Origin of the sequence: Janthinobacterium sp. GW456P (genome assembly GCF_002127655.1) — a bacterium.
GTDB lineage: Bacteria > Pseudomonadota > Gammaproteobacteria > Burkholderiales > Burkholderiaceae_D > Janthinobacterium.
In genome coordinates this window covers 33,631-55,289 of the sequence record NZ_NEHB01000011.1, presented here as the reverse complement: position 1 = coordinate 55,289, position 21,659 = coordinate 33,631, and the positions used below count along the sequence as shown (strand labels likewise).

Annotated in this window: 18 protein-coding genes; 14 read left to right on the top strand and 4 right to left on the bottom strand. The window is 63.8% G+C overall.

Translation table 11 applies throughout. From position 1 onward, the window contains the following. The first annotated feature begins 149 nt into the window (after nucleotides 1-149). The 6 genes from CBW66_RS12405 to CBW66_RS12380 all read left to right on the top strand — a co-directional run bounded on the left by CBW66_RS12405 (nucleotide 150) and on the right by CBW66_RS12380 (nucleotide 7,271). Nucleotides 150-1,538 (top strand): TIGR03013 family XrtA/PEP-CTERM system glycosyltransferase, encoded by a 1,389-nt coding sequence (locus CBW66_RS12405; protein ID WP_086138010.1) that lies wholly within the window; start codon nucleotides 150-152, stop codon nucleotides 1,536-1,538. Continuing rightward, entirely contained in the window at nucleotides 1,535-3,586 is a 2,052-nt protein-coding gene (gene prsK / locus CBW66_RS12400; RefSeq protein ID WP_086138009.1) for an XrtA/PEP-CTERM system histidine kinase PrsK, read from the top strand. The genes CBW66_RS12405 and prsK overlap by 4 nt, the downstream gene beginning before the upstream one ends. 12 nt (nucleotides 3,587-3,598) lie before the next feature. After that, a complete protein-coding gene (prsR, locus tag CBW66_RS12395) occupies nucleotides 3,599-4,954 on the top strand; it encodes a PEP-CTERM-box response regulator transcription factor (protein ID WP_086138008.1) in 1,356 nt (451 codons plus the stop codon). A gap of 105 nt (nucleotides 4,955-5,059) precedes the next feature. Then, a complete protein-coding gene (locus CBW66_RS12390; RefSeq protein WP_070218701.1) occupies nucleotides 5,060-5,503 on the top strand; it encodes a hemerythrin domain-containing protein in 444 nt (147 codons plus the stop codon). A gap of 35 nt (nucleotides 5,504-5,538) precedes the next feature. Further along, complete coding sequence (locus CBW66_RS12385; RefSeq protein ID WP_086138007.1) at nucleotides 5,539-6,489, top strand: hypothetical protein; 951 nt, start codon at nucleotides 5,539-5,541, stop codon at nucleotides 6,487-6,489. Nucleotides 6,490-6,713: 224 nt separating this feature from the next. Further along, nucleotides 6,714-7,271, top strand: coding sequence for a DUF1439 domain-containing protein (locus CBW66_RS12380; protein WP_086138006.1), 558 nt, complete (start codon nucleotides 6,714-6,716; stop codon nucleotides 7,269-7,271). Nucleotide 7,272: 1 nt separating this feature from the next. On the opposite strand, the gene CBW66_RS12375 is transcribed toward CBW66_RS12380, so the two are convergent. Further along, nucleotides 7,273-7,509, bottom strand: coding sequence for a hypothetical protein (locus tag CBW66_RS12375; protein ID WP_086138005.1), 237 nt, complete (start codon nucleotides 7,507-7,509; stop codon nucleotides 7,273-7,275). A 143-nt stretch (nucleotides 7,510-7,652) separates the two neighbouring features. Here CBW66_RS12375 and CBW66_RS12370 point away from each other — a divergent pair, with 143 nt between their 5' ends. Together CBW66_RS12370 and CBW66_RS12365 are read left to right on the top strand one after the other, a co-directional pair. Next, complete coding sequence (locus CBW66_RS12370; protein WP_086138004.1) at nucleotides 7,653-8,420, top strand: hypothetical protein; 768 nt, start codon at nucleotides 7,653-7,655, stop codon at nucleotides 8,418-8,420. A 118-nt stretch (nucleotides 8,421-8,538) separates the two neighbouring features. Further along, nucleotides 8,539-10,587: a M13 family metallopeptidase gene (locus tag CBW66_RS12365; RefSeq protein WP_086138003.1), complete on the top strand. Its 2,049-nt coding sequence runs from the start codon at nucleotides 8,539-8,541 to the stop codon at nucleotides 10,585-10,587. Between the two features lie 45 nt (nucleotides 10,588-10,632). Here the strand turns inward: CBW66_RS12365 and fdx are convergent, their stop codons facing one another. The 3 genes from fdx to lpxO form a co-directional block, all read right to left on the bottom strand. Continuing rightward, complete coding sequence (gene fdx, locus CBW66_RS12360) at nucleotides 10,633-10,965, bottom strand: ISC system 2Fe-2S type ferredoxin (protein WP_086138002.1); 333 nt, start codon at nucleotides 10,963-10,965, stop codon at nucleotides 10,633-10,635. A gap of 61 nt (nucleotides 10,966-11,026) precedes the next feature. Then, nucleotides 11,027-11,425 (bottom strand): DUF6331 family protein, encoded by a 399-nt coding sequence (locus CBW66_RS12355; protein ID WP_086138001.1) that lies wholly within the window; start codon nucleotides 11,423-11,425, stop codon nucleotides 11,027-11,029. Between the two features lie 84 nt (nucleotides 11,426-11,509). After that, nucleotides 11,510-12,409, bottom strand: coding sequence for a lipid A hydroxylase LpxO (lpxO, locus tag CBW66_RS12350; RefSeq protein ID WP_086138000.1), 900 nt, complete (start codon nucleotides 12,407-12,409; stop codon nucleotides 11,510-11,512). A gap of 142 nt (nucleotides 12,410-12,551) precedes the next feature. Between lpxO and CBW66_RS12345 the strand changes: the two genes are divergently transcribed. From CBW66_RS12345 to CBW66_RS12320, 6 genes are all read left to right on the top strand, one after another. Next, a complete protein-coding gene (locus CBW66_RS12345) occupies nucleotides 12,552-12,986 on the top strand; it encodes a hotdog fold thioesterase (protein ID WP_086137999.1) in 435 nt (144 codons plus the stop codon). Between the two features lie 291 nt (nucleotides 12,987-13,277). Then, complete coding sequence (locus tag CBW66_RS12340) at nucleotides 13,278-14,858, top strand: methyl-accepting chemotaxis protein (protein ID WP_086137998.1); 1,581 nt, start codon at nucleotides 13,278-13,280, stop codon at nucleotides 14,856-14,858. 94 nt (nucleotides 14,859-14,952) lie between these two features. Beyond that, on the top strand, nucleotides 14,953-15,489 hold the full coding sequence (locus tag CBW66_RS12335; RefSeq protein ID WP_170932870.1) for a CPBP family glutamic-type intramembrane protease: 537 nt from the start codon (nucleotides 14,953-14,955) through the stop codon (nucleotides 15,487-15,489). A 234-nt stretch (nucleotides 15,490-15,723) separates the two neighbouring features. After that, nucleotides 15,724-18,771, top strand: coding sequence for a calcium-binding protein (locus CBW66_RS12330; RefSeq protein ID WP_170932869.1), 3,048 nt, complete (start codon nucleotides 15,724-15,726; stop codon nucleotides 18,769-18,771). A 90-nt stretch (nucleotides 18,772-18,861) separates the two neighbouring features. Beyond that, nucleotides 18,862-21,060 carry a type I secretion system permease/ATPase gene (locus CBW66_RS12325; RefSeq protein ID WP_086137995.1) on the top strand — a complete coding sequence of 733 codons (2,199 nt, stop codon included), beginning with the start codon at nucleotides 18,862-18,864 and terminating at the stop codon, nucleotides 21,058-21,060. Beyond that, nucleotides 21,057-21,659 (top strand): biotin/lipoyl-binding protein (locus CBW66_RS12320; RefSeq protein ID WP_139843050.1); only part of this gene is annotated, 603 nt, incomplete at its 3' end. The genes CBW66_RS12325 and CBW66_RS12320, both read left to right, overlap by 4 nt.

Sequence of the window (21,659 nt, the reverse complement as noted above, 5' to 3'; positions counted from 1 at the left end):
ATGTGTTGAGATAAATTCTGCCAGCGAAAGATAGCTGCGGCCGTAGCTTGTGGCGCATCAATGTCTTCTTGGAACAGTTCGCCATCATGGCAAGACCAGCAGCGGGCCGCCTTGCGCGCCGCCTGGTGCTTTTTGCCGCAGGGGGAACCATGATCCGCATCTTCAGCCATTATGTCTCGAAAACAGCGTTTATCTTGCTGTTGCTGGAAATCCTGCTCCTGCTGCTGTCGGCCACCCTGACGTCCTTGCTGTGGCTGGCGGACGGCAGCCGCGTGCTGCGCGTTGGCGATATTTACCTGTCTTCCGCGATCTTTGCGCTGGTTATTGTCCTGAGCATGAGTGCGCTCGGCATGTACCAGCACCGCTCGCGGGAAGACATCCGCAACACCTTGCTGCGCATCCTGCCCTCGTTCGCGCTGGGTTTTGCCGTGCTCAGCGTCCTGATACGCTTTATTCCGGCGCTGCAATTCGGGCGCGGCAGTGCGATGATCTTCGGCCTGGGCGCCATCGGCGTGCTGCTGGCGCGCCTGGTGGTATTCAAATCCTCGCAATCGGCCCTGATGGAAGGCCGGCTGATTCTGGTGGGCGGCGGGGCGCTCGCGCGCGAATGTATGGACTTGGCGGCCAGCAAGATCGGCTTCCATCAATTTACGGTGGTCGGCTGTATCAATGTGGCGGGCGAACAATGCTGCGTGCCGGCCTCGGCCTTACTGCCGGCCGGACCGTCGCTGCTGGCCACGGCGCAGCGCCATGCCGCGCATGAAATCGTCGTGTCCGTCAGCGACCGGCGCAATGGCGCGTTTCCCGCGAAGCAATTGCTGGAATGCGCGCTGGGCGGCGTCAAGGTGATCGACGCGGCCACGTTTTTCGAGCGCGAAGCATGCCAGATCCGCATCGACTCATTACAACCGAGCTATCTGATCTATGGCGGCGGCTTCGACCAGAGTTTTTTCCGCGCCGCGTCGAAGCGTTTGTTCGATCTGGCGGCCAGCGCGGTTATCTGCCTGGCCACGCTGCCCGTGATGCTGGCGACGGCCCTGTGCATCCGGCTGGAGGACGGCGGCCCCGTGTTTTACCAGCAAGAGCGGGTGGGGCGCGATGGCCTGCCTTTCAAGGTGCTGAAATTTCGCAGCATGCGTTGCGATGCCGAGCGCGACGGCAAGCCTATCTGGGCCCTGGCCAACGATGCGCGTATCACGCGCGTGGGAAATCTGATCCGCAAGCTGCGCATCGACGAACTGCCGCAAATGCTCAATGTGTTTCGCGGCGAAATGAGTTTCGTGGGCCCGCGCCCCGAACGCGCGTATTTTGTCGAGCAATTGAAGGAGCAGGTGCCGTACTACAACATTCGTCACAACATCAAGCCTGGCATCACGGGTCTGGCGCAGGTGCGCTACCAGTATGGCGCTTCCGTCGACGATGCCGTCAAGAAGTTGCAATACGATCTGTATTATGTAAAAAACAATAGCCTGTTCCTCGACTTGCTGATCCTGCTCGACACGGTGCAGGTGGTGCTGTTTGGCAAGGGCAGCCGATGATGCGGGCGCAGTCGGCCTGGCTGGCGGCAGCCGATGCGGCGGCGCTCAGCCATGGTCTCGCGTCGCTGGCTTTTTTCGTGCTCGCGCTGCTGCTCATCAGCAATTGGCGCGCGCGGCAGAACGTGCGCGCCTTGCTCCTGGCGTGCCTGGCGACGGGAGTCTGGGCCACGGGCACGGTGGTGCTGGTGCTGCTGGGGCAGCGCATCGCGCTGGCCGGCGACGCGCTCGAATTGCTGCGCACCCTGGCCTGGCTGGTGTTCCTGTTGCTGCTGATCGAACCGTCGCGGCCCCGCCTGCGCCTCGTGCTGGCCGGCATCGTTCTCACGGCGCTGGCGCCCTGGCTGCTTTCCATGGCTTCCTCCTGGCTGGCGCTGCCTTTGCCGGCGCGCATCATCGCCAGTGTCTGCCGTCTGCTGCTGGCCGTGCTGGGCATGTTGCTGGTGGAACAGTGGTACCGCAACACGCCGCCCTTGAAACGCTGGGGCATCAAGTTTGCGTGCCTGGGCGTGGGCGGGCTGTTTGCCTACGATTTCTATCTGTACAGCGACGCCTTGCTGTTTCGCACGGTCAATGATGACATCTGGGCCGCGCGCGGCATCGTCGACGCCCTGTGCGCGCCGCTGCTGGCCGTCTCGGCGGCGCGCAATCCGGCCTGGGCGCTGGGCTTGTCCGTCTCGCGTCAGATGCTGTACCGCTCGGCCGCCTTGCTGGGTTCGGCTATCTACCTGCTGGCCATGGCGGCCAGCGCCTATTATTTGCGCTACTTCGGCGGCACCTGGGGTTCCTTGATGCAGATGGCTTACCTGGGCGGCGCGGCCCTGCTGCTGGCGGGCGTGCTGTTTTCGGGCAGCTTGCGCGCCAAGCTCAAGGTGACTATCAATAAACATTTTTATAATGCCATCTTCGACTACCGCGAAGAATGGCTGCGGTTTACGCGGGCCTTGTCGGAAGACGGGCCGGCCTTGGGCGAACGCACGATACAAGCCATGGCGAAACTGGTGGAAAGCCGCGCCGGCGCGCTGTGGATACTGCGCGAAGCTGGCCTGTTTGTCCCGGCCGCCAGCTGGAACTGGCCGCCCAGCACGTGGAGCGAGCCGGCGTCCGGCAGCCTGTGCCAGTTTCTGGAGGCGCGGCAATGGGTGATCGACGTGCCCGACTGCGAGCACAAGCCGCGCCAGTACGGCGGCTTGCTGTTGCCGCCCGCGCTGCTGGCGCTGCCCGATGTGTGGCTGTTGGTGCCCCTGATGCTGCATGGCCAGCTGTTCGCCTTTGTGGCGCTGGCGCGGCCACGCACGCACATCGGCTTGAACTGGGAAATCCTCGACGTGCTGAAAATTGCCGGCAGCCAGGCCGCCAGCTACCTGGCGCACCGCGAATCGCTCGACACGCTCACGGTGGCGCGCCAGTTCGATTCGTTCAACCGCATGTCCACGTTTATCGTGCACGACCTCAAGAACCTCGTGTTCCAGCTGTCCCTGTTACTGAGCAATGCGGAAAAGCACCGTGCCAATCCCGCTTTCCAGGAGGACATGCTGGGCACCTTGGACCACTCCGTGCAGAAAATGAAGACCCTGCTGCAGAAGCTGGCGCGCGGCGAGGCGCCGGAAGCGCCTGCGCCGCTGCTGCTCGACGGCTTGCTGCGCCAGGCCGTGGCCGCCAAGGCGAGCCTGGCGCCGGCGCCCCGGCTGGAAATCGTCGATGGCGAACTGACGGTGCTGGCCAACCGCGCGCGGCTGGAACGGGTGCTGGGCCACTTGATCCAGAACGCCATCGAGGCCACGGCCAGCGACGGCAAGGTGGACGTGCGGCTGCGGCGCGAAGAGCGCACGGCCGTGGTCGAGCTTGACGATACGGGGCAGGGCATGAGCGAACAGTTCATCCGCGAGCGCTTGTTCAAACCGTTCGACACGACCAAGACGGCGGGCATGGGCATCGGCGTGTTCGAAAGCCGCGAATACCTGCGCGAGGTGGGCGGCAGCCTGGAAGTGCGCAGCGCACCGCAGGTGGGCACGACGTTTCGCGTGATCCTGCCGCTGCACGCGGCCTAGCAAAGGAGTGCCATGGGCAAACAGAAACTGCTGGTCATCGAAGACGATCCCGGCCTGCAAAAGCAGTTGCACTGGAGTTTCGACGGCTACGAGGTCTTGCTGGCGGGCGAGCGCGAGGCGGCGCTGGCGCTGGTGCGGCGCCACCAGCCTGCCGTGGTGACGATGGACCTGGGCTTGCCGCCCGACCCGGACGGCGCCACGGAAGGCCTGGCCACCCTGCAGCAAATCCTCGCGCTGGCGCCGGACACGAAAGTCATCATTTTGTCGGGCAACCAAGAGCGCGCGCATGCCTTGAAAGCCATCGCGCTGGGCGCCTACGATTTCCACCAGAAGCCGTTCGAGGCCGACATGCTGGGCCTGGTCATCGCCCGCGCGTTCTACTTGCACGCGATGCAGCAGGAAAACCGCCGCATGCTGCAGACGCAGGCCGACTCCCCGCTGGCGGGCATCGTCAGCCGCGACGCCGGCATGCTCAAATTGTGCCGCAGCGTGGAAAAAGTGGCGCCTTCGTCGGCCAGCGTGATGCTGCTGGGCGATTCGGGCAGCGGCAAGGAATTGATCGCGCGGGGCTTGCATGCGCTGTCGAGCCGTCATGCCCAGCGTTTTGTCGCCATCAATTGTGCGGCCATCCCTGAAAACCTGCTGGAAAGCGAACTGTTCGGCTATGAGCGGGGCGCATTTACGGGCGCGGCGCGGCAAACGCTGGGCAAGATCGAGCTGGCCCACGGCGGCACCTTCTTTCTCGATGAGATCGGCGACATGCCGATGGCGCTGCAGGCGAAACTGTTGCGCTTCCTGCAGGAGAGAATCATCGAACGCGTCGGTGGCCGCGCCGAGATCGCCGTCGACGTGCGCATCGTCTGCGCCACGCACCAGGATTTAAAGGTGCTGGCGGAACAGGGACGTTTCCGCGAAGACCTGTTTTACCGTCTTAGCGAAATCGTGCTGCGCATCCCGCCGCTGCGCGAGCGGGCCGGGGATGCGGCCTTGCTGGCCCATCATTTCAAGAACAAGTTCTGCGCCAGCGAAGGGCGCGGCAACCTGCATTTCAGCGCCGGCGCGCTGCAGCTGATCGAAAGCTATGGCTGGCCCGGCAATGTGCGCGAAGTGGAAAACTGCATCAAGCGGGCCGTCATCATGAGCGACGGGCCGCAGATCGCCGCCGACGACCTGGGCTTGCCCGCCAGCGCCCAGGCGGCACCCCAGGACGAATCGTTGAACCTGCGCCAGGCGCGCGACGGGGCCGAATACAAGGTGATGGTGCGGGCGCTGGCGCGGGCCGACGGCAATATCGCCAAGGCGGCCGAACTGCTGGGCGTGAGCCGGCCCACGCTGTACGACCTGATGAGCCACCACGGCATCAAGTAGCGTGCGGATACTGATGTGTATCAAATATCAAGATTGTGTAAGGCGTCGCACATACGCTGGCGCCGCCATGGCGCATCCTAGCCTCATCAACAACAAGGAGGCGCCATGAATGCGATCAGTTTATTAATGCAGGACCATAAGGCTGTGAAAGCCCTGTTTGCCCAGTATGAAGGCTTGAGTGACCGCTCATTTGCCACCAAGAAAAAGCTGGCCGACCAGATCTGCCAGGAATTGACCGTGCACACGCAGCTGGAAGAGGAAATCTTCTATCCGGCCGTGCGCCGTCCCATCCACGACGGCGACCTGATGGATGAAGCTCTCGTCGAGCACGCGAGCGCCAAGGAACTCATCGCGCAAATTACCGCGATGGACCCGGCCGACGACCTGTACGACGCCAAGGTCAAGGTGCTGTCCGAGCAGATCGAGCACCACGTCCAGGAAGAAGAGGGCGACATGTTTCCCAAGGTACGCGATACGGCCGTCGACCTCGACGCGCTGGGCAAGGAAATGGCCGCGCGCAAGGAACAGCTGACGGGCGTCGCCGCCTGAACGGCATACAAAATCTATAACCCAGGGAGTATTCCATGCAAGCTACACAATTGTCCGTCTCGGACCTGAACAACCCGGGCGTGTCCTGGGGCGCCGTGCTGGCGGGCGCCGCCGCGGCGGCCGCCTTGTCCTTCATCCTGCTGATCCTCGGCGTGGGCCTGGGCCTGTCGTCCGTATCGCCGTGGTCGTTCAACGCCACGGCCATCGGCGTGTCGACCATCGCCTGGCTGGCCTTCATGCAACTGGCCGCCTCCGGCATCGGCGGCTACATGGCGGGCCGTCTGCGCGTGAAATGGAGCGCCATCCACACGGATGAAGTGCACTTCCGCGATACGGCGCACGGCTTGCTGGCTTGGGCCGTGGCCACCCTGATCACCGTGGCCGTGCTGGCCGGCGGCACGCGAGCCGTGCTGAGCGGCGCCATCGACGCGGGCAGCGGCGTGGCGGCAGCGGTTGGCCCGGCCGTAGGGGCGGGCGCAGCGGCAGCCGGTGCCGGCGTGGCCGCTTCCAAGGCGGGCGAGAGCGGCGCCAGCGGCGCCAATCCGCTCGATTATTTCTCGGACATGCTGCTGCGCGCGGCGCCAGCGCCAGCTGCCACCGGCACGCCAGCGATGGCGAATCCCGGCCTGACGGTGGCCGACCAGCGCATGGAAATCGGCAAGATCTTCGCCACCAGCCTGTCTTCGGGCAGCCTGGCCGCCGATGACCGCGCCTACCTGGGCCAGGTCGTGGCCAGCCGCACGGGCTTGACGCAGGCTGAAGCGGAAGCGCGCGTCGATGCCGTCTATGCGCGCGCCGTGAAAGCGGCCGCCGATGCGAAGGCTGCCGCGCAGCAAGCTGCGGAAACGGCCCGCAAGGCCGGCGCCCATACGGCACTGTGGATGTTCGTCGCCTTGCTGCTCGGCGCTTTCGTGGCCAGCCTGGCCGCAACGTTTGGCGGCCGCCAGCGCGACCATGAGCGCGTGCTGCGCCACGTCACCATCTGAACCCCTACCTGGTATATAAATCAAGGAGTCTGCCATGCGTTCCATCCTCTTGCTGCTGTTGGGCATTCCATTACCCATCGTCATATTGATCGCCCTGTTCGTACGCTGACAAGGCCCAGACAAGGCCAACACAAGAACCGGCGCCCGCTGCAAGGTGGGCGCCGGTTTTTGCATGAAAGCGGGCGCATGTGTAAGATGGCGCCATCTTTCCACCGAGACTGTCCATGACCTTTCCCTTGCTGAAAACCGCCGCCATCGCCGCCTTTGCCTGCACGGTGCTCGCCGCGTGTTCCACCCTGATCGGCCCGCGCGATATGAATGTGTCGCTCAGCAAGATGCAGCAAGGCCTCGAGCGCCGCTTTCCCATCGATAAACGCGTGCTGTCCGTACTGGACGTCAAGCTGACCCATCCGCAGCTGTCTTTGCAGCCCGAGCGCGAGCGGGTTGCCTTGAGCGTGGACGCCAGCGTGATGCCGCCGTTCATCCGCCAGACCTGGCGCGGCAGCCTCGCCATGTCGGGCCGTTTGGTGCTCGACGCGCAGCGCAACGCCGTCTATCTGAGCGAAGCGAGCGTGGACAAGGTGAGCATCGATGGCATGGACGAGTCGCAGCAGCGCCAGTTCGCCAAGGTGGCCAGCCTGGTGGCCGACCAGCTCATGCATGAAACGCCGATCTACACGTTCAAGCCCGACGAATTGCGCTATGCGGGCGTGCAATTCGTGCCGACGCAGCTCAGGACCACGGGCAATGGCCTGACCGTGACGTTCGAGCCGGTGAAGTAGGCTAGGCCCGGAATGCGGGCGCGGTCAGTTGCGTGGCCGTGTTATTGCGCGGCGTCGCCTCTTCATGGAACAGGTCGGCCAGGTATTCGCACAGCGCGTCGCCTTGGATATCGTCGGGGACAATGAAATCGGCGGGCCGGCGCTTGCCTTCCGCACCCAGGTAAAAGGCGCGCCATGCGCCCGGATTGCCCCGGATGGCGATCAGGGTGCCGAAAATATTGAACCGCAATTCCTGCATCTGGCTGCTCCAGTAAGAATGATGGCTGAATAAAGGTGGGAAATGGCCGCGGCCGGCGAGGGGAGGCGGCCTTGGATTTCCCCGGCATTTCTTGGATATCTATTGTGCTATAGTAACATTTACTTATCTTTGGATGGTCGACGATGAATATCAGCACGGCAGGAATCCGGTCCGGGGCGCTGGCCGGCGCAGAAGGCAATAAGACCTCATCGGACAAGGCGCCGGCCACGCAGGCGCCAGCCGGCGTCGGCGCCGTGGCGGACGAGGTCGTGATCTCGACCCTGGCCGGGCGTTTGTCGATGGCCGCGACGGCCACCAGCGCCGCTATCGAGGGATTCGATCATCCATCGCTGGGCGCATGGGTCAATGACAATATCAGCAGCATCCTGTATCCGCTGGACGCCGGACACAAGGCGGCCGCCGCACAGCAGCTGCCGCAACCGAATGACGCGGCATCGGCCAGGTCGGCCGCCGCCGCGACCGCGTTTATCGATAACAAGGGGCCCAATCCGTTTGCGGGCCTGTCGCGCGAGCAATTGGCCACCATCACGCACGACGACAGCGGGACATTTACGGTCAACGAGCGGCGCGCCGCCTATACGCAGGCCTATGATGAAGAGCAGGCGTGGCGCAGCCAGGTCGTGGCGCAAGCCATGCAGGAATACAATACCACCGGCAAGATGACCAATTTCTTCAAATCAGTGCTGGGGCATTTCAATGCGCTGCCGCAGCTTGAGCAAGCGCAATATCCTGCCGATTATGCGAGCGGCCTGGAAGACAAGATCAAGCTCGATTTTAATTACTTCAATCACGCGGCCGGCGATGGCCCGCCTACGCCGGGTTCGCTGGCGGACATGCAGAAAAATCAGGATAAAAAAGGCCAGGATCTGTTTGATTTGCTGATCCGCTGACCCCTGGAATTGTTCAACCGTCATTGTTGCTCACTGGCAGGCCGACTATAATCCTGCCTCCCATGCCTGGACACAGCATGTTCCCCAACATGAAGTTAAAACAATTAAAGGAATCTTCGTGAAACGTTCGCTCATCAGCGCCGCCTGCTGCGCCTTGTTCGCCTTCTCCACGCCATCGCTGTACGCCCAGCAAGGCGAAAACTCGACTGCGCCCGTCTCCGGCATCGACCTGAAAACGCTGGACCCGGCCGTCAGTCCCAGGGACGATTTCTACGGTTACGTCAATGGCGTGTGGACCCGCAATACGGAGATCCCGGCCGACAAATCCGTCTGGGGCACGTATATCGAATTGCGCGAAATCGCGCAAGGCCAGCTGCGCGGCCTGATCGATGCCACCGTCAAGAACCCGGGCAAGCCCGGCAGCGAGGCGCACAAGATCGCCGATCTGTACACGAGTTTCATGAACGACAAGGCGCGCGATGCGGCCGGCTTCAAGCCCTTGAAGGCCGAGCTGGCCCGTGTCGCCGCCATCAAGGACAAGAAGGACTTGCCGGCGCTGTTTGCTTACCTGCAAGGCAATGGCATCCAGACGCCGTTTTCCGCCTATGTGGCGCCCGATGCGCAAGACCCCGAACGCTACACGGTCAACATCAGCCAGTCCGGCCTGGGCTTGCCCGACCGCGATTACTACCTGAAGGATGACGACGCCAAGCTGCAAGCCGTGCGCGCCAAATACCTCAAGCATATCGAGACCATGCTGGCCATGAGCGGCGACAAGGCCGCTGCCGACCACGCGGCGCAGATCCTCGACATCGAAACGCGCCTGGCGGCCGTGCAGTGGACGCGCGTACAGATGCGCGACCCCGTCAAGTCGTACAACCGCGTCGAGTTCGACAAGTTCGCGGCACTGGCGCCCGCCTTCGACTGGAACGCCTACTTTGCCGCCGCCGGCCTGGCGAAAAAGGAACCCTCGGCCGTGGTACGCCAGCCCAGCTTCCTCAGCGGTTTTTCCGAGGCCGTGGCCGCCGTGCCGCTGGCATCGTGGAAGAGCTACCTGAACTGGCGCATCATCGAAAGCTATGCTTCCTACCTGGACAGCGCCACGGTCAAGGAACGCTTCGCCTTCGACGGCACGGTGCTGCGCGGCGTGCCGCAGAGCGAACCGCAGTGGCAGCTGGCGCTGCGCTTCACGGATAACGCCATCAACGATGCCGTCGGCAAGCGCTACGTGGAAATGTATCTGCCGCCGGAGACGAAGCCCCGCGTGATGGCCATGTTCGACAATTTCGTCGCCTCGTTCAAGGAGGGCATCGAGCAGCTCGACTGGATGGGCCCGGAAACCAAGAAGGAAGCGCAGCTCAAGCTGGCCGCCCTGAAGCCGAAGATCGCCTATCCCGCTACCTGGCGCGACTACGGCAGCATGCGGACGCAGCCGAACGACCTGATCGCCAACGTGCGCGCTTCGCGCGTGTGGAGCCGCCAGCAAAACCTGGCCAAGCTGGGCAAGCCGGTCGACCGCGACGAATGGTCGATGACGCCGCAAACCGTCAACGCCAGCTACAGCCCGGCGCTGAACGCCATCACGATTCCTGCCGCCATTTTGCAGCCGCCATTTTTCAACGTGAAAGCGGAAGACGCCGTCAATTACGGCTTGCTGGGTATTACCTTTGGTCATGAAATCAGCCATGCCTTCGACGATTCGGGCAGCCAGTACGACGCCAAGGGCCGTCTGCGCAACTGGTGGACCGCGCAAGACCGCGCCGCCTTCAAGGCGCTGGCCGCCGGCCTCGTCAAGCAATACGGCGCCTACAGCCCCGTGCCGGGCTACCATATCAATGGCGAGCTGACCCTGGGCGAAAACATCGGCGACAATTCCGGCCTGTCGATCACCTACAAGGCCTACCAGCGTTCATTGAACGGCAAGCCGTCGCCCGTCATCGATGGCTTGACGGGCGAACAGCGCCTGTACATCGGCTTTGCGCAGAAATGGCGCGCGAAACTGCGTCCCGAAGCGGCCATCGCCCAGATCAAGAGCGATCCCCATTCGCCGGGCGAATTCCGCGCCAAGGGCACGGTCAAGAACCAGCCGGGCTTTTATGAGGCGTTCGGCATCAAGCCGGGCGACCCGATGTACCTGCCGCCCGAGCAGCGCGTGATCATGTGGTAAATCACGTGGTAAACCCGTAGGGCAGCCGGGCAGCCGCGCCGGGGACTATTCCTTGGCGTGGTTGAGCGTGTACCGGGGCAGCTCCACCGTCAGGTCTTCCTGGGCCAGGCGCGCCTGGCAGGACAGGCGCGAGTGGGGCTGCAAGCCCCAGGCCTGGTCGAGCATGTCTTCTTCATTGTCGCCCAGTGCATTGAGCGAGTCGAAGCCCCGTACCACGACCACGTGGCAGGTGGAACAGGCGCCCACCTGGCCGCACGCGTGTTCGATGTCGATTTTGTTGAGCAGCAGAGCGTCGCAGATGCTCATCTTCTCGGGCGCGTCGAAGACGGCGCCGTCGGGAGCCAGCTCGGGATGGGGCAGGACGGTGATTTTGGGCATGCGGGATACTCCTCGGTGATCTTGCAATACCGTCACCTTGGACCTTCCCGCCTTGGCAAGGTCAAGCCCCTGCGCGATCCTGTGCGACGATGCAGGCGTCGAGATGCCCGAGCAACTGCAAGAATACGCGTTTATCCGCGTAGTGATTCATCGTGCTACTCAGCAATACATCGCTGGCGGCGGCCGTCACGGCTTCCTTGGCCGCTGCGCAGGCGGCATGCAATTGTGCGCGATCCAGTTCCAGCAAGGCCGTAGCTATGGCTTCGGGTGTGAAGTCGTAGGCATCCATGCCGCAACAGCCGGCCACGCAATGCGTTTCCAGCCGGCAGATCAACGGCCACAGCTCCCCCAGCAAGGCATCGATATCGACGGCCTGGTCATAACGGCCGTCAAGATCGATGAATTCGATCCAGGCGTCGTCGCCGATCTGGATGTCGTACTGGCGGTCGCGTTCAGTCATTTTTCAACATTCTCCTGGTCAGTGGCATCGCATTATAAAAAAAACCGCCCGAAGGCGGTTTTCCAATGCGGTGCAAGCAGGCGCTTAAATAAAATAGATCAGCGCGATGATGCCGACCACCAGCGCCACGCGGGTGACCTGGTACGCCGTCTTGTTCCACGCCTTGAAGCGGCGGCGGTACTGGCCCATGGTCCAGGAAATCTGGAACAATTTACTCACGCCGCCCACCTGGTCGCCCAGCTCGTTGGGCGAGGCGGCGGCCGTCATCAGGGTGCGGCCCAGCCAGCGGTTCAGGCCTTGTGCCCAGCGGTAGCGCATCGGCCGCTCGATGTCGCAGAACAGGATGATACGGTCGCTGTCGGCATCGTTGCGGGCCCAGTGGATATACGTTTCATCAAACATCACGGCCTGGCCGTCGCGCCAGCTGTGGCGCTCGCCATCGACGTCGATGAAGCAGCGGTCGTCGTTCGGCGTCTGCAAACCCAGGTGGTAGCGCAGCGAACCGGCGAACGGGTCGCGGTGCGGGTTGAGCTTGCCGCCTTGCGGCAGTTCCGCGAACATGGCCGCCTTGATCGACGGAATCGATTGCAGCAGCGCATAGGTTTGCGGGCACATCTGCTGTGCCGACGGGTGGTTCGCGTCATACCATTTCAGGTAGAAACGCTTCCAGCCATACTTGAAGAAGGAATTGAAGCCCACGTCATTGTTCTTTTCAGCGGCCTTGATCTTTTTCATTTCCTGCATGCGCAGCGCTTCATCGCGGATGATTTGCCAGTTCTGCTGCAGCGGCGCCAGTTCCGGAAATTGCTCTACGGCTAAATACGGCGTGGCAGGCACCCTGGAAAAGGTGTGCATGAACAGGTTCAGCGGCGCCATGAACGAGGAGTGATCGAAGATCTGGCGGCGAAACGGCAGGCGCACCTTGCCCCGAAAATGAATATGTAAAACAGAAAACACAAAAATGCCCAGCAAGGCCCACTTCATACACAACCTCGTTTTGAAAGAATGGGGCAATTATAACCAGTTAATGCCCCCGCCATCCCGTGCCACGGTGAAGGAAAGATGAAGCGGCGCGCGCTAGCGCTCTATCCTACAATGGCTTTATTTCATCACTGAAGGGGTAACAATGGAAATCTGGCACGCACCGCTCGACCTGGCCACCCTCAACGCCGCCAGCGAGGGCACGGCCATGCGCCACCTGGGCATCGAATTTACAGCTTTCGGCCCCGACTGGATCGAGGCGACCATGCCCGTGGACCACCGCACCATGCAGCCTTTTAAACTGCTGCATGGCGGCGCGTCCGTCCTGCTGGCCGAAACCCTGGGCAGCATGGCCGCGAATGCCTGCCTGGACAGCCGCCGGCAAGTGAGCGTGGGCCAGGAAATCAATGCCAACCACGTGCGGGGCGTGCGCGGCGGCCATGTGACGGGGCGCGCCACGCCCATTCACCGGGGCCGCAGCAGCCAGGTCTGGGAAATCCGCATCAGCGACGATGACGGCAAACTGTGCTGCATCTCGCGCATCACCATGGCCGTCATCGACACTCCGGGCGCGGGCTGACACTGCGCTCCTTGACTTGCATCAAAGCACTAAAAGCGAGCGCGTGGAATCATCCATAACGCTGTTCGCTTATAATTCAGTGTGCTGTTGCATTGCGCGAGGTGTTACCCGCGCAACTACATTGCCCGAAATTAGAAGCTGACTGCCCAAAAAACGCCAGTTAGAGACCCATCCTGCGCCATGCGGGAAAGGCAACATGACGGCGAGCAGATCGCCGGTGTCTGGCGAGCCCTTGCGGGGCTTGCCTGGCGGAACCGGCAACAATCAACTTTATACAGGGCAATAACAACAATGATGTCATTCAATCGTTTGACGATAGGCGCGCGCCTGAGCGCAGGCTTCGGGCTGCTCGTCTTGCTCATGCTGGTGCTGGCCGCCTTCGCGCTGCTGCGCATCGGCGCCATCTCCGGCGCCATGGACGCGCAAGAAAAAGTGCAGCTGGAAAAACTCGAACCGCTGTACGTGGCGCGCGAGGCGCTCGACCAGACGGGCCTGGCCGCCCGCAACGCCTATATCTTCCATGACCAGGCCGCCGCCGAAAAAGAGCTGGCCATCCTCGACACCCAGAAAGCGCTGTACCTGGACGCGCTGGACAAGCTGGCGCCGCAATTCGCTGGCGATGCGCAATTCGAGAAAGTCAGCACGGGCCTGAAAACCATGGCGCAGGAATTGCAGCGTCCGCGCCAGTTCCGCGCCACGGGACAGATGGAGCAGTACGGCACTTTCCTCGTCGAGGAATGCAGCCCCCTGCGGCGCCAGATCGTCGCCGATATCGATGCCGTCCTGAAAAACGTGCAGCGCGAATCGGAACAGGCCAGCGTGGCCGCGCGCGCCATCTACGGCCAGTCGCTACGCTGGATCGGCGTGCTGGCCGCGCTCAGCGTGCTCATTTGTATTGCGGTCGCCACCGTCATCACGCGCGGCCTGCTGCGCCAGCTGGGCGGCGAACCGGCGTATGCGGCCTCGATCGCCGGGCGCATCGCGCTGGGCGAACTGGCCATCGACGTGCATACGCGCCACGGCGATGACAGCAGTTTATTGTTCGCCATCAAGACCATGCGCGACAATCTGGCCGCCATCGTCGGCAAGGTGCGCCACGGTACGGAAAGCATCGCCACGGCCTCGAGCGAGATCGCTACCGGCAACCGCGATCTGTCGCAGCGCACGGAGCAGCAGGCCGGTTCGCTCGAGGAAGTGGCGTCATCGATGGAAGAACTGATTTCCACCGTGCGCCAGAATGCGGACAACGCCCAGCAGGCAAACCGCCTGGCGCGCGAAGCGTCGAAGGTGTCGGAGCAGGGCGGCAAGGCCGTGGCCGAAGTGGTGCACACCATGGGACTGATCAATGCCTCGTCGAACAAGATCGTCGACATCATCGGCGTGATCGACAGCATCGCCTTCCAGACGAACATCCTGGCCCTGAACGCGGCCGTGGAAGCGGCGCGCGCGGGCGAGCAGGGACGCGGTTTCGCCGTGGTGGCGACGGAAGTGCGCAACCTGGCGCAGCGCTCGAGCGCCGCCGCACGCGAAATCAAGGCCCTGATCGACGATTCCGTCAGCAAGGTGGGCACGGGCACGGTGCTCGTCGAACAGGCGGGCGCCACCATGCATGAGGTGGTGGCCGGCATCGGCAGGGTGACGGGCATCATGGCCGAGATCAGCCACGCCACGCAGGAACAGGGCGCGGGCATCGAGCAAGTCAACCGCGCCATCGTCGACATGGACAGGGTGACCCAGCAAAACGCGGCCCTGGTCGAGCAGGCTGCCGCCGCCGCGCACGAATTGCAGCAGCAGGCGGCGCAGCTGGAACAGGAAGTGGGCATCTTCAAACTGGCTTCGCCGGCGAGCGGCCCTTTGCGCCTGGCGGCTTGAGCCCGATCGCACGGCGGCGCGCCGCGCCGGCAGCGATGCGCCAATAGTCCTATTCCGCGCTACAATGAGCGCTGGATCACCGCCAGGACGACTCATGCAAGTGCGCAGCAGCCATGATCTATCCAGCCCGGACGACGACAAGCCGGCGCCGCCCGTGCTGCAGCTGGCCCTTGCCGGGCTCGGCTGGGGCTTGCTCACCTGCATGCTGTGCTTTGCCATCCTGTTCCTCACGAAATGGCTGCTGCCGCCCGAATACTGGGGCGCGCACACGGGCCTGTCCAAGTTCAAGCGCGAAATGTCGCTGCCGCTGCTGGTGTTCTGGGTCGTCATCTATTCTCCCATCCTGGAAACGTTTCTAGGCCAGCTACTGCCGCTGGAAATCCTCAAGCGCCTGGGCGCCAGCCGGCAGCTGAGTATTTTTATCGGCGCCATCCTGTGGGCCATCGTGCATTACATCAGCGGCGGCTTGCTGCACGCCATTGTCGCGCTCGGTTCAGGCGCCATGTTCAGCTTTGTCTACCTGCGCTACCGCGCGCCCACTGTGGCCGTGGCCTACGCGACGACGACCTTTTCCCGCGCCTGCAACAACATCGCCATCCTGATCGCCGTGTTCTACGGCCTCGAGGCCTAGACGCCTTTCGGCCCTGCACCGGCAAGGCGCCCGGCGCGGCCACGGCTATTCCTTCCCTACGCCCTTCCTTTCATGACATTTGCGTGACAAATGGCAGTGCTTCCCTGCCTGGGCCGTCACAGCAATGTGCACGCTGAACCTGCCTTTTGACGCGGCACGACCTTGTCTTCCATGCCGGTTCGCGCCGACATATCCACTCGTCATTTTTTAAGTTTAACGACAGGAAACTGCAATATGACTAAGAACTTTGAATCCTCCGCCTTCGCGCCATCTGCCGAAGCGGCGACCGTTTCGCCCATCGACGCCTACCTGAACAGCCTGGCGGCCCCGCAGCGCTTCACCGGCACGTCCGGCGCCGATATCCTCACGGGCACCACGGGCGCCGACGTGCTCGAAGGTCTGGCCGGCGATGACACGTACTACGTCAACGACAGTGGCGACGTGATCGTCGAACTGGCCAACGGCGGCAGCGATACCGTGTACACCAGCGTCAACTACAAGGTGGCCGACAACGTCGAGAACGTGCACCTGACCGCCGCCGGCCTGACGGTAACGGGCAGCGCCACGACCAATAACATCTTTTACGTCGACGTCCCCGGCGGCCACGTGATTGATGGCGGCAGCACGGGCAATGCAGTCAACTACAGCGGCGCCAGCGCGGGCGTGACGGCTGTCTTTGCGCCTGCCGACGGCCCCCTGGCAGCACGACTTGGTGCCGACGTGGTGAGGAATGTGGCCAGCATCATCGGCAGCAAGTTCAATGATGTGCTGACCGGCAATGAACTCAGGAATGTGCTTGCCGGCGGTTATGGTAATGACACCTTGCAGGGCGGCAAAGGCGACGACGTCCTGTTCGGCGCGATGGGCGACGATACCTACATCTTCGCCCGTGGCGACGGCGCCGATACCATCATCGAGTCGCCCGAGGGAAGCGGCCACAATGTCGTATCTTTCCTGGCCGGCGTCAGCGCCGACCAGCTGTGGTTCCGCCAGGTGGGCACGAACCTCGAAGTGAGCACCATCGGCACGACCGACAAGATCACCATCAATGGCTGGTATAGCGCGGGATCGCCGCCGCGCATTGAGCAATTCCGCACGGCCGACGGCCGCGTGCTGCTCGGCGGCGACGTGCAAAACCTGGTGCAGGCGATGGCGACCTTGACCCTGCCGCCGGCCGGCCAGCTGACCCTGCCGCCCAACGTCGCCGCCATCCTGGCCCCGGCATGGGCGAAGAACTGGCGCACGGAAGGCCCGAACCAGCCTGGCAACGGTGTCTTCACCGGCACGGCGAACCCGGACATCATCAAGGGGACGGCGGGTGCCGACGTGATGGTCGGACTGGCTGGCGACGATATCTATTACGTCAACCATAGTGGCGACAAGCTCGTCGAGCAGGCTGGCGGCGGACGCGACACTGTGTATGTCAGCGCCGATTACACGGTGGCCGACAATATCGAAGAGGTACACATCAGTGCCGCCGGCGTGACGGTAACGGCAAACAGCGGCAACGATAAACTCTTCCATATGGATGTGAGCGGGGGTAATCTGCTGCGCGGCATCGGCAGCAATAATTCAGCCACCTATGCGGCTTCCAAGACGGGCGCGACCGCGACGATCGCGTCCGCCAGCGGCAGCGTGGCGGCCCGCCCAGGCAGCGATGTGCTGGTCAATTTCTCCAGCGTCATCGGCAGCGCCTACGATGACGTGCTGTCCGGTAACGAACTGGCCAATACCCTGTCCGGCGGCCTCGGCAACGATATCTTGCAAGGCGGCAAAGGCGACGACCTGCTCGTCGGCGGGCTGGGCGATGATACCTACGTCTTTGCCCGTGGCGACGGCGCCGACATCATTGTCGAGTCTTCCGCGGATGCCAATTACGACGCCATCGCCTTCGTGGACGGCGTCAATATCGACCAGTTGTGGTTCCGCCAGGTCGGCAATGACCTGGAAGTGAGCACCATCGGCACGACGGACAAGATCACCATCCGCGCGTGGAACGGGGCCGCGCCGAATATCGAGGAATTCCGCACGGCCGCCGGCCACGTCGTGCGCGGCGCCGACGTGCAACTGCTGGTGCAGGCGATGGCGAACCTCGCGCCGCCGCCACTGGGGCAGCTGACCCTGCCGGCCGCCACGGCCGCCGCACTGGCGCCTGCACTGGCAAAGGCCTGGCACTTCAACGGTCCCACGCAGCCGACGGGACAAACCTTCACCGGCACGGCGAACGCCGACGTCATATACGGCACGGCCGGCGCCGACCTGCTGCAGGGCCTGGGCGGCGACGATACGTATTACGTCAACCATGGCGGCGACTTCATCGTCGAAGGGGGCAATGGCGGCATGGATACCGTCTACACCAGCGTCGATTACACGGTGGCCGATAATGTCGAATCCGTGCGCCTCGCCGCTGCCGGCCTGAAGGTAACGGGCAGCGCCTACACCAGCAACGTCTTTTATGTCGATACCCCCGGCGGCAATGTGCTCGACGGCGCCGGCGCCGGCAACTCGGTCCATTACAGCGGCGCCAGCACAGGCGTGACGGCCGTCTTCGCGCCCGTTGGGGGCCCCCTGACCGCGCGTCCGGGCGCCGACGTGCTGGCCAATTTCAGCATGCTGTTCGGCAGCAAGTTCGACGATGTCCTCGTCGGCAATGAGATCAAGAACATCCTCTTCGGCGGCTTCGGCAACGATGTCTTCCAGGGCGGCGCGGGCGACGACACCCTGGCCGGTGGCCAGGGCGACGACACCTATATCCTCGCCCGCGGTGACGGCGCCGACATCATCGCCGAGGTGGCGGAGGCAGGCAGCCACGACGTTGTTTCCTACCTGGCGGGCGTCAACGCCGAGCAGCTGTGGTTCCGCCAGGTGGGCGCGCATCTGGAAGTGAGCACCATCGGCACCGCGGACAAGATCACCATCAATAACTGGTATGCCGACACGCCGGTGCGCATCGAGGAATTCCGCCTGGCCGATGGCCGCGTGCTGCTGGGCAGCAACGTGCAAAACCTGGTGCAGGCGATGGCGGGTCTCACGCCGCCGCCGGCCGGCCAGCTGACCTTGCCGGCCGGCACGGCCGCCATCCTGGCGCCGGCGCTGGCGCAGAACTGGCGTGCTGCGCAGCAATTTGGCGCCGCCAGCCAGGGCGGATTCGGCGGCTGGCAGGCCGATTCCGCGCGGCTGGTGCAGGCGATGGCCGGCTTTGCCGTGCCGGCCGCCGCATCGGCGCCCTGGTCCGGCCACGGCAACCCGTCGACGCAGATCCAGCTGGCGGCAGCGCATTAATCGCTTGAGCACGTAGTTCCACCCCCCGCGCAGCCAGGCCGGCCTAGCACGTGCCGGCCCGGCTGCGCCATTGATTTTCGACATGATCCGATGACCGTACTTCCATATCGCCACGCCACTTCGTCCACAGAACCCGCGCCCGACACGGGCTTGCTGTCGCTGCTGCTGATGGCCAGCCTGCACGGCATCGCCGCCGACGGCGCCCAGCTCAAGCACGCTTTCGGCCAGGCCGTGTTCACGCGGCAAACCATTTTGCTGGCGGCCAAGGACCTGGGCTTGACGGCCAGGCTGGTGCGCCAGCCCTCCGAGCGCCTGGGGCAGGCGCCGCTGCCGGCCATCGCCATCGGTCACGACGGGCGTTTCTTTATTCTCGGCAAGGTCGACAGCAGCGACGGCGCCGTGAGCAAGGTGCTGATCCAGCATCCGGGCCAGCCGCCGCAGATCCTCGGCCGCGACGCTTTCCTCGCCATCTGGTCGGGCGAACTGATCTTCTTTACCAGCAAGGCCAGCTATGCGGGCGAGACGGCCCGTTTCGACTTCAGCTGGTTCATCCCCGCCATCGTCAAATACCGCCGGCTGCTGGGCGAAGTGCTGCTCATTTCCTTCGTGCTGCAGCTGATCGGCCTGGCCACGCCCCTGTTTTTCCAGGTGGTGATGGACAAGGTGCTGGTCAACCACGCCATGCAGACCTTGAACGTGGTGGCCATCGGCCTGGTCTGCGCCATTGTCTTCGAAGCCGCGCTGGGACTCATTCGCACCTATGTTTTCGCGCGCACCAGCAGCAAGATCGACGTGGAACTGGGCGCGCGCCTGTTCCGCCATTTGCTGGCCCTGCCGATCGCGTATTTCCAGGCCCGCCGCGTGGGCGATTCCGTGGCACGCATCCATGAACTGGAAAACATCCGTTCTTTCCTTACCGGCAACGCCATGACCCTGGTGCTCGATCTGCTGTTTTCCTTCATCTTCATCGCCGCCATGCTGTGGTACAGCGCGGCGCTCAGCGTGGTCGTGCTCGCGTCGATTCCCGTCTATGCGGCCCTGTCGATGCTGCTCACGCCCGTGCTGCGGGGGCGCCTGAACGACAAATTCAACCGCAGCGCGGAAAACCAGTCGTTTCTGGTTGAAACCATCAGCGGCGTCGACACGCTCAAGGCCATGGCCGTGGAGCCGCGCTGGCAGCAGCAGTGGGAAAAACAGCTGGCCGGTTATGTGTCGGCGGGCTTGTCGGCGAACAACGTCGGCATGCTGGCCAGCGGCGGCGTCACCCTGGTGAGTAAACTGGTGACGGCGGCCATCATGTGGTGGGGCGCCACGCTCGTCATCGATGGCAGGATGACGGTGGGAGAACTGGTGGCCTTCAACATGCTGGCGGGTCAGGTGGCCTCGCCCATTTTGCGCCTGGCGCAACTGTGGAACGATTTCCAGCAAGTGGGCATCTCGATGAGCCGGCTTGGCGACATCCTCAACGCCCGTACGGAAGGGGGCAACCAAAACGCGGGCAGGCAGAAGGCGCGCCTGCCGCGCATCGCCGGCGCCATCGACTTCCGGCAGGTGGGTTTCCGCTACCGGCCTGACGCGGCCGAAGTGCTGCGCGATGTCTCGATTGCCATCGCGCCCGGCGAAGTGATCGGCATCGTCGGGCGTTCCGGTTCCGGCAAGAGCACCCTGACGCGTCTGGCGCAGCGCCTGTACATCCCCGAGCGGGGCAAGGTGCTGATCGATGGCCAGGATATCGCCGTCATCGACACGGCCTCGCTGCGGCGCCAGATCGGCGTGGTGCTGCAGGAAAACATCCTGTTCAACCGCTCGGTGCGCGACAATATCGCCCTCAGCGACCCGGCGCTGCCCATCGAGGCGGTCATCGCCGTGGCGAAACTGGCCGGCGCCCACGATTTTATCTGCGAGTTGCCGGAAGGCTACGACACCATGGTCGGCGAGCACGGCACGGGCCTGTCCGGCGGCCAGCGCCAGCGCATCGCCATCGCCCGCGCGCTGATCGGTGACCCGCGCATCCTGATTTTCGACGAGGCGACGAGCGCGCTCGACTACGAGTCGGAAAAGATTATCCAGGACAATATGCGCGGCATCTGCGCGGGACGCACCGTGCTGATCATCGCCCACCGCCTGTCGGCCGTGCGCGAAGCGAACCGCATCGTCGTCATGGAACGGGGGCAAGTGGCGGAGCTGGGCAGCCACGACGCGCTGCTGAAACGGCCGGGCGGCATCTACGCCCACCTGTACAGCCTGCAGCAGGGCAGGCACGCGAGCGCAACCGGGGACGCAACATGAGCGCCGGCCACCGTTTTGCCGCGTATGGCGAGTTAGTCAAACGCTACGGCCAGGTGCTGCGGCACAGCTGGCACAACCGCGCCAGCCTTGGCGGCCCCGTGCTCAGCGAGGACGAGGCGGCCTTCCTGCCGGCCGCGCTGGCGCTGCAGGAGCGGCCCGTGTCGCCCTCGCTGCGCCTCACTGCCAGGGTGCTGATGCTGCTCGTCGGCTGCGTCGTGCTGTGGGCCGTTGTCGGAAAAGTCGACATCATCGTCCATGCGGGCGGCAAGATCATTCCATCCGGTAACACCAAGACCATCGCCTCCGTCGACGTGGCCGCCGTGCGCGCCCTGCATGTGCGCGAGGGGCAAGCCGTGCAGGCGGGCCAGCTGCTCGTCGAACTCGACAGCCGGGGACCCGACGCCGAGCGCGACAAGGCGGCCGGCGACGCCGTGGCCGCCGCCTTGCAGATGGCCCGCGCGCGCGCGCTGATCGCCGCCATCGACACCCTGACGCCGCCGAAGCTGGCGGCGCCGGACGCGATCCCGGCCGTGGAGCGCGCCGCCGCGCAGGCGCACGTGGATGGTCAGTATGCGAGCTTTCGCGCCAGGCTGGCGCAC

Coding starts and splice junctions, on each gene's coding strand:
- CBW66_RS12405 (WP_086138010.1), top strand. CDS start 150: ATGATCCGCATCTTCAGCCATTATGTCTCGAAAACAGCGTTTATCTTG.
- prsK (WP_086138009.1), top strand. CDS start 1,535: ATGATGCGGGCGCAGTCGGCCTGGCTGGCGGCAGCCGATGCGGCGGCG.
- prsR (WP_086138008.1), top strand. CDS start 3,599: ATGGGCAAACAGAAACTGCTGGTCATCGAAGACGATCCCGGCCTGCAA.
- CBW66_RS12390 (WP_070218701.1), top strand. CDS start 5,060: ATGAATGCGATCAGTTTATTAATGCAGGACCATAAGGCTGTGAAAGCC.
- CBW66_RS12385 (WP_086138007.1), top strand. CDS start 5,539: ATGCAAGCTACACAATTGTCCGTCTCGGACCTGAACAACCCGGGCGTG.
- CBW66_RS12380 (WP_086138006.1), top strand. CDS start 6,714: ATGACCTTTCCCTTGCTGAAAACCGCCGCCATCGCCGCCTTTGCCTGC.
- CBW66_RS12375 (WP_086138005.1), bottom strand. CDS start 7,509: ATGCAGGAATTGCGGTTCAATATTTTCGGCACCCTGATCGCCATCCGG.
- CBW66_RS12370 (WP_086138004.1), top strand. CDS start 7,653: ATGAATATCAGCACGGCAGGAATCCGGTCCGGGGCGCTGGCCGGCGCA.
- fdx (WP_086138002.1), bottom strand. CDS start 10,965: ATGCCCAAAATCACCGTCCTGCCCCATCCCGAGCTGGCTCCCGACGGC.
- CBW66_RS12355 (WP_086138001.1), bottom strand. CDS start 11,425: ATGACTGAACGCGACCGCCAGTACGACATCCAGATCGGCGACGACGCC.
- lpxO (WP_086138000.1), bottom strand. CDS start 12,409: ATGAAGTGGGCCTTGCTGGGCATTTTTGTGTTTTCTGTTTTACATATT.
- CBW66_RS12345 (WP_086137999.1), top strand. CDS start 12,552: ATGGAAATCTGGCACGCACCGCTCGACCTGGCCACCCTCAACGCCGCC.
- CBW66_RS12340 (WP_086137998.1), top strand. CDS start 13,278: ATGATGTCATTCAATCGTTTGACGATAGGCGCGCGCCTGAGCGCAGGC.
- CBW66_RS12335 (WP_170932870.1), top strand. CDS start 14,953: ATGCAAGTGCGCAGCAGCCATGATCTATCCAGCCCGGACGACGACAAG.
- CBW66_RS12330 (WP_170932869.1), top strand. CDS start 15,724: ATGACTAAGAACTTTGAATCCTCCGCCTTCGCGCCATCTGCCGAAGCG.
- CBW66_RS12325 (WP_086137995.1), top strand. CDS start 18,862: ATGACCGTACTTCCATATCGCCACGCCACTTCGTCCACAGAACCCGCG.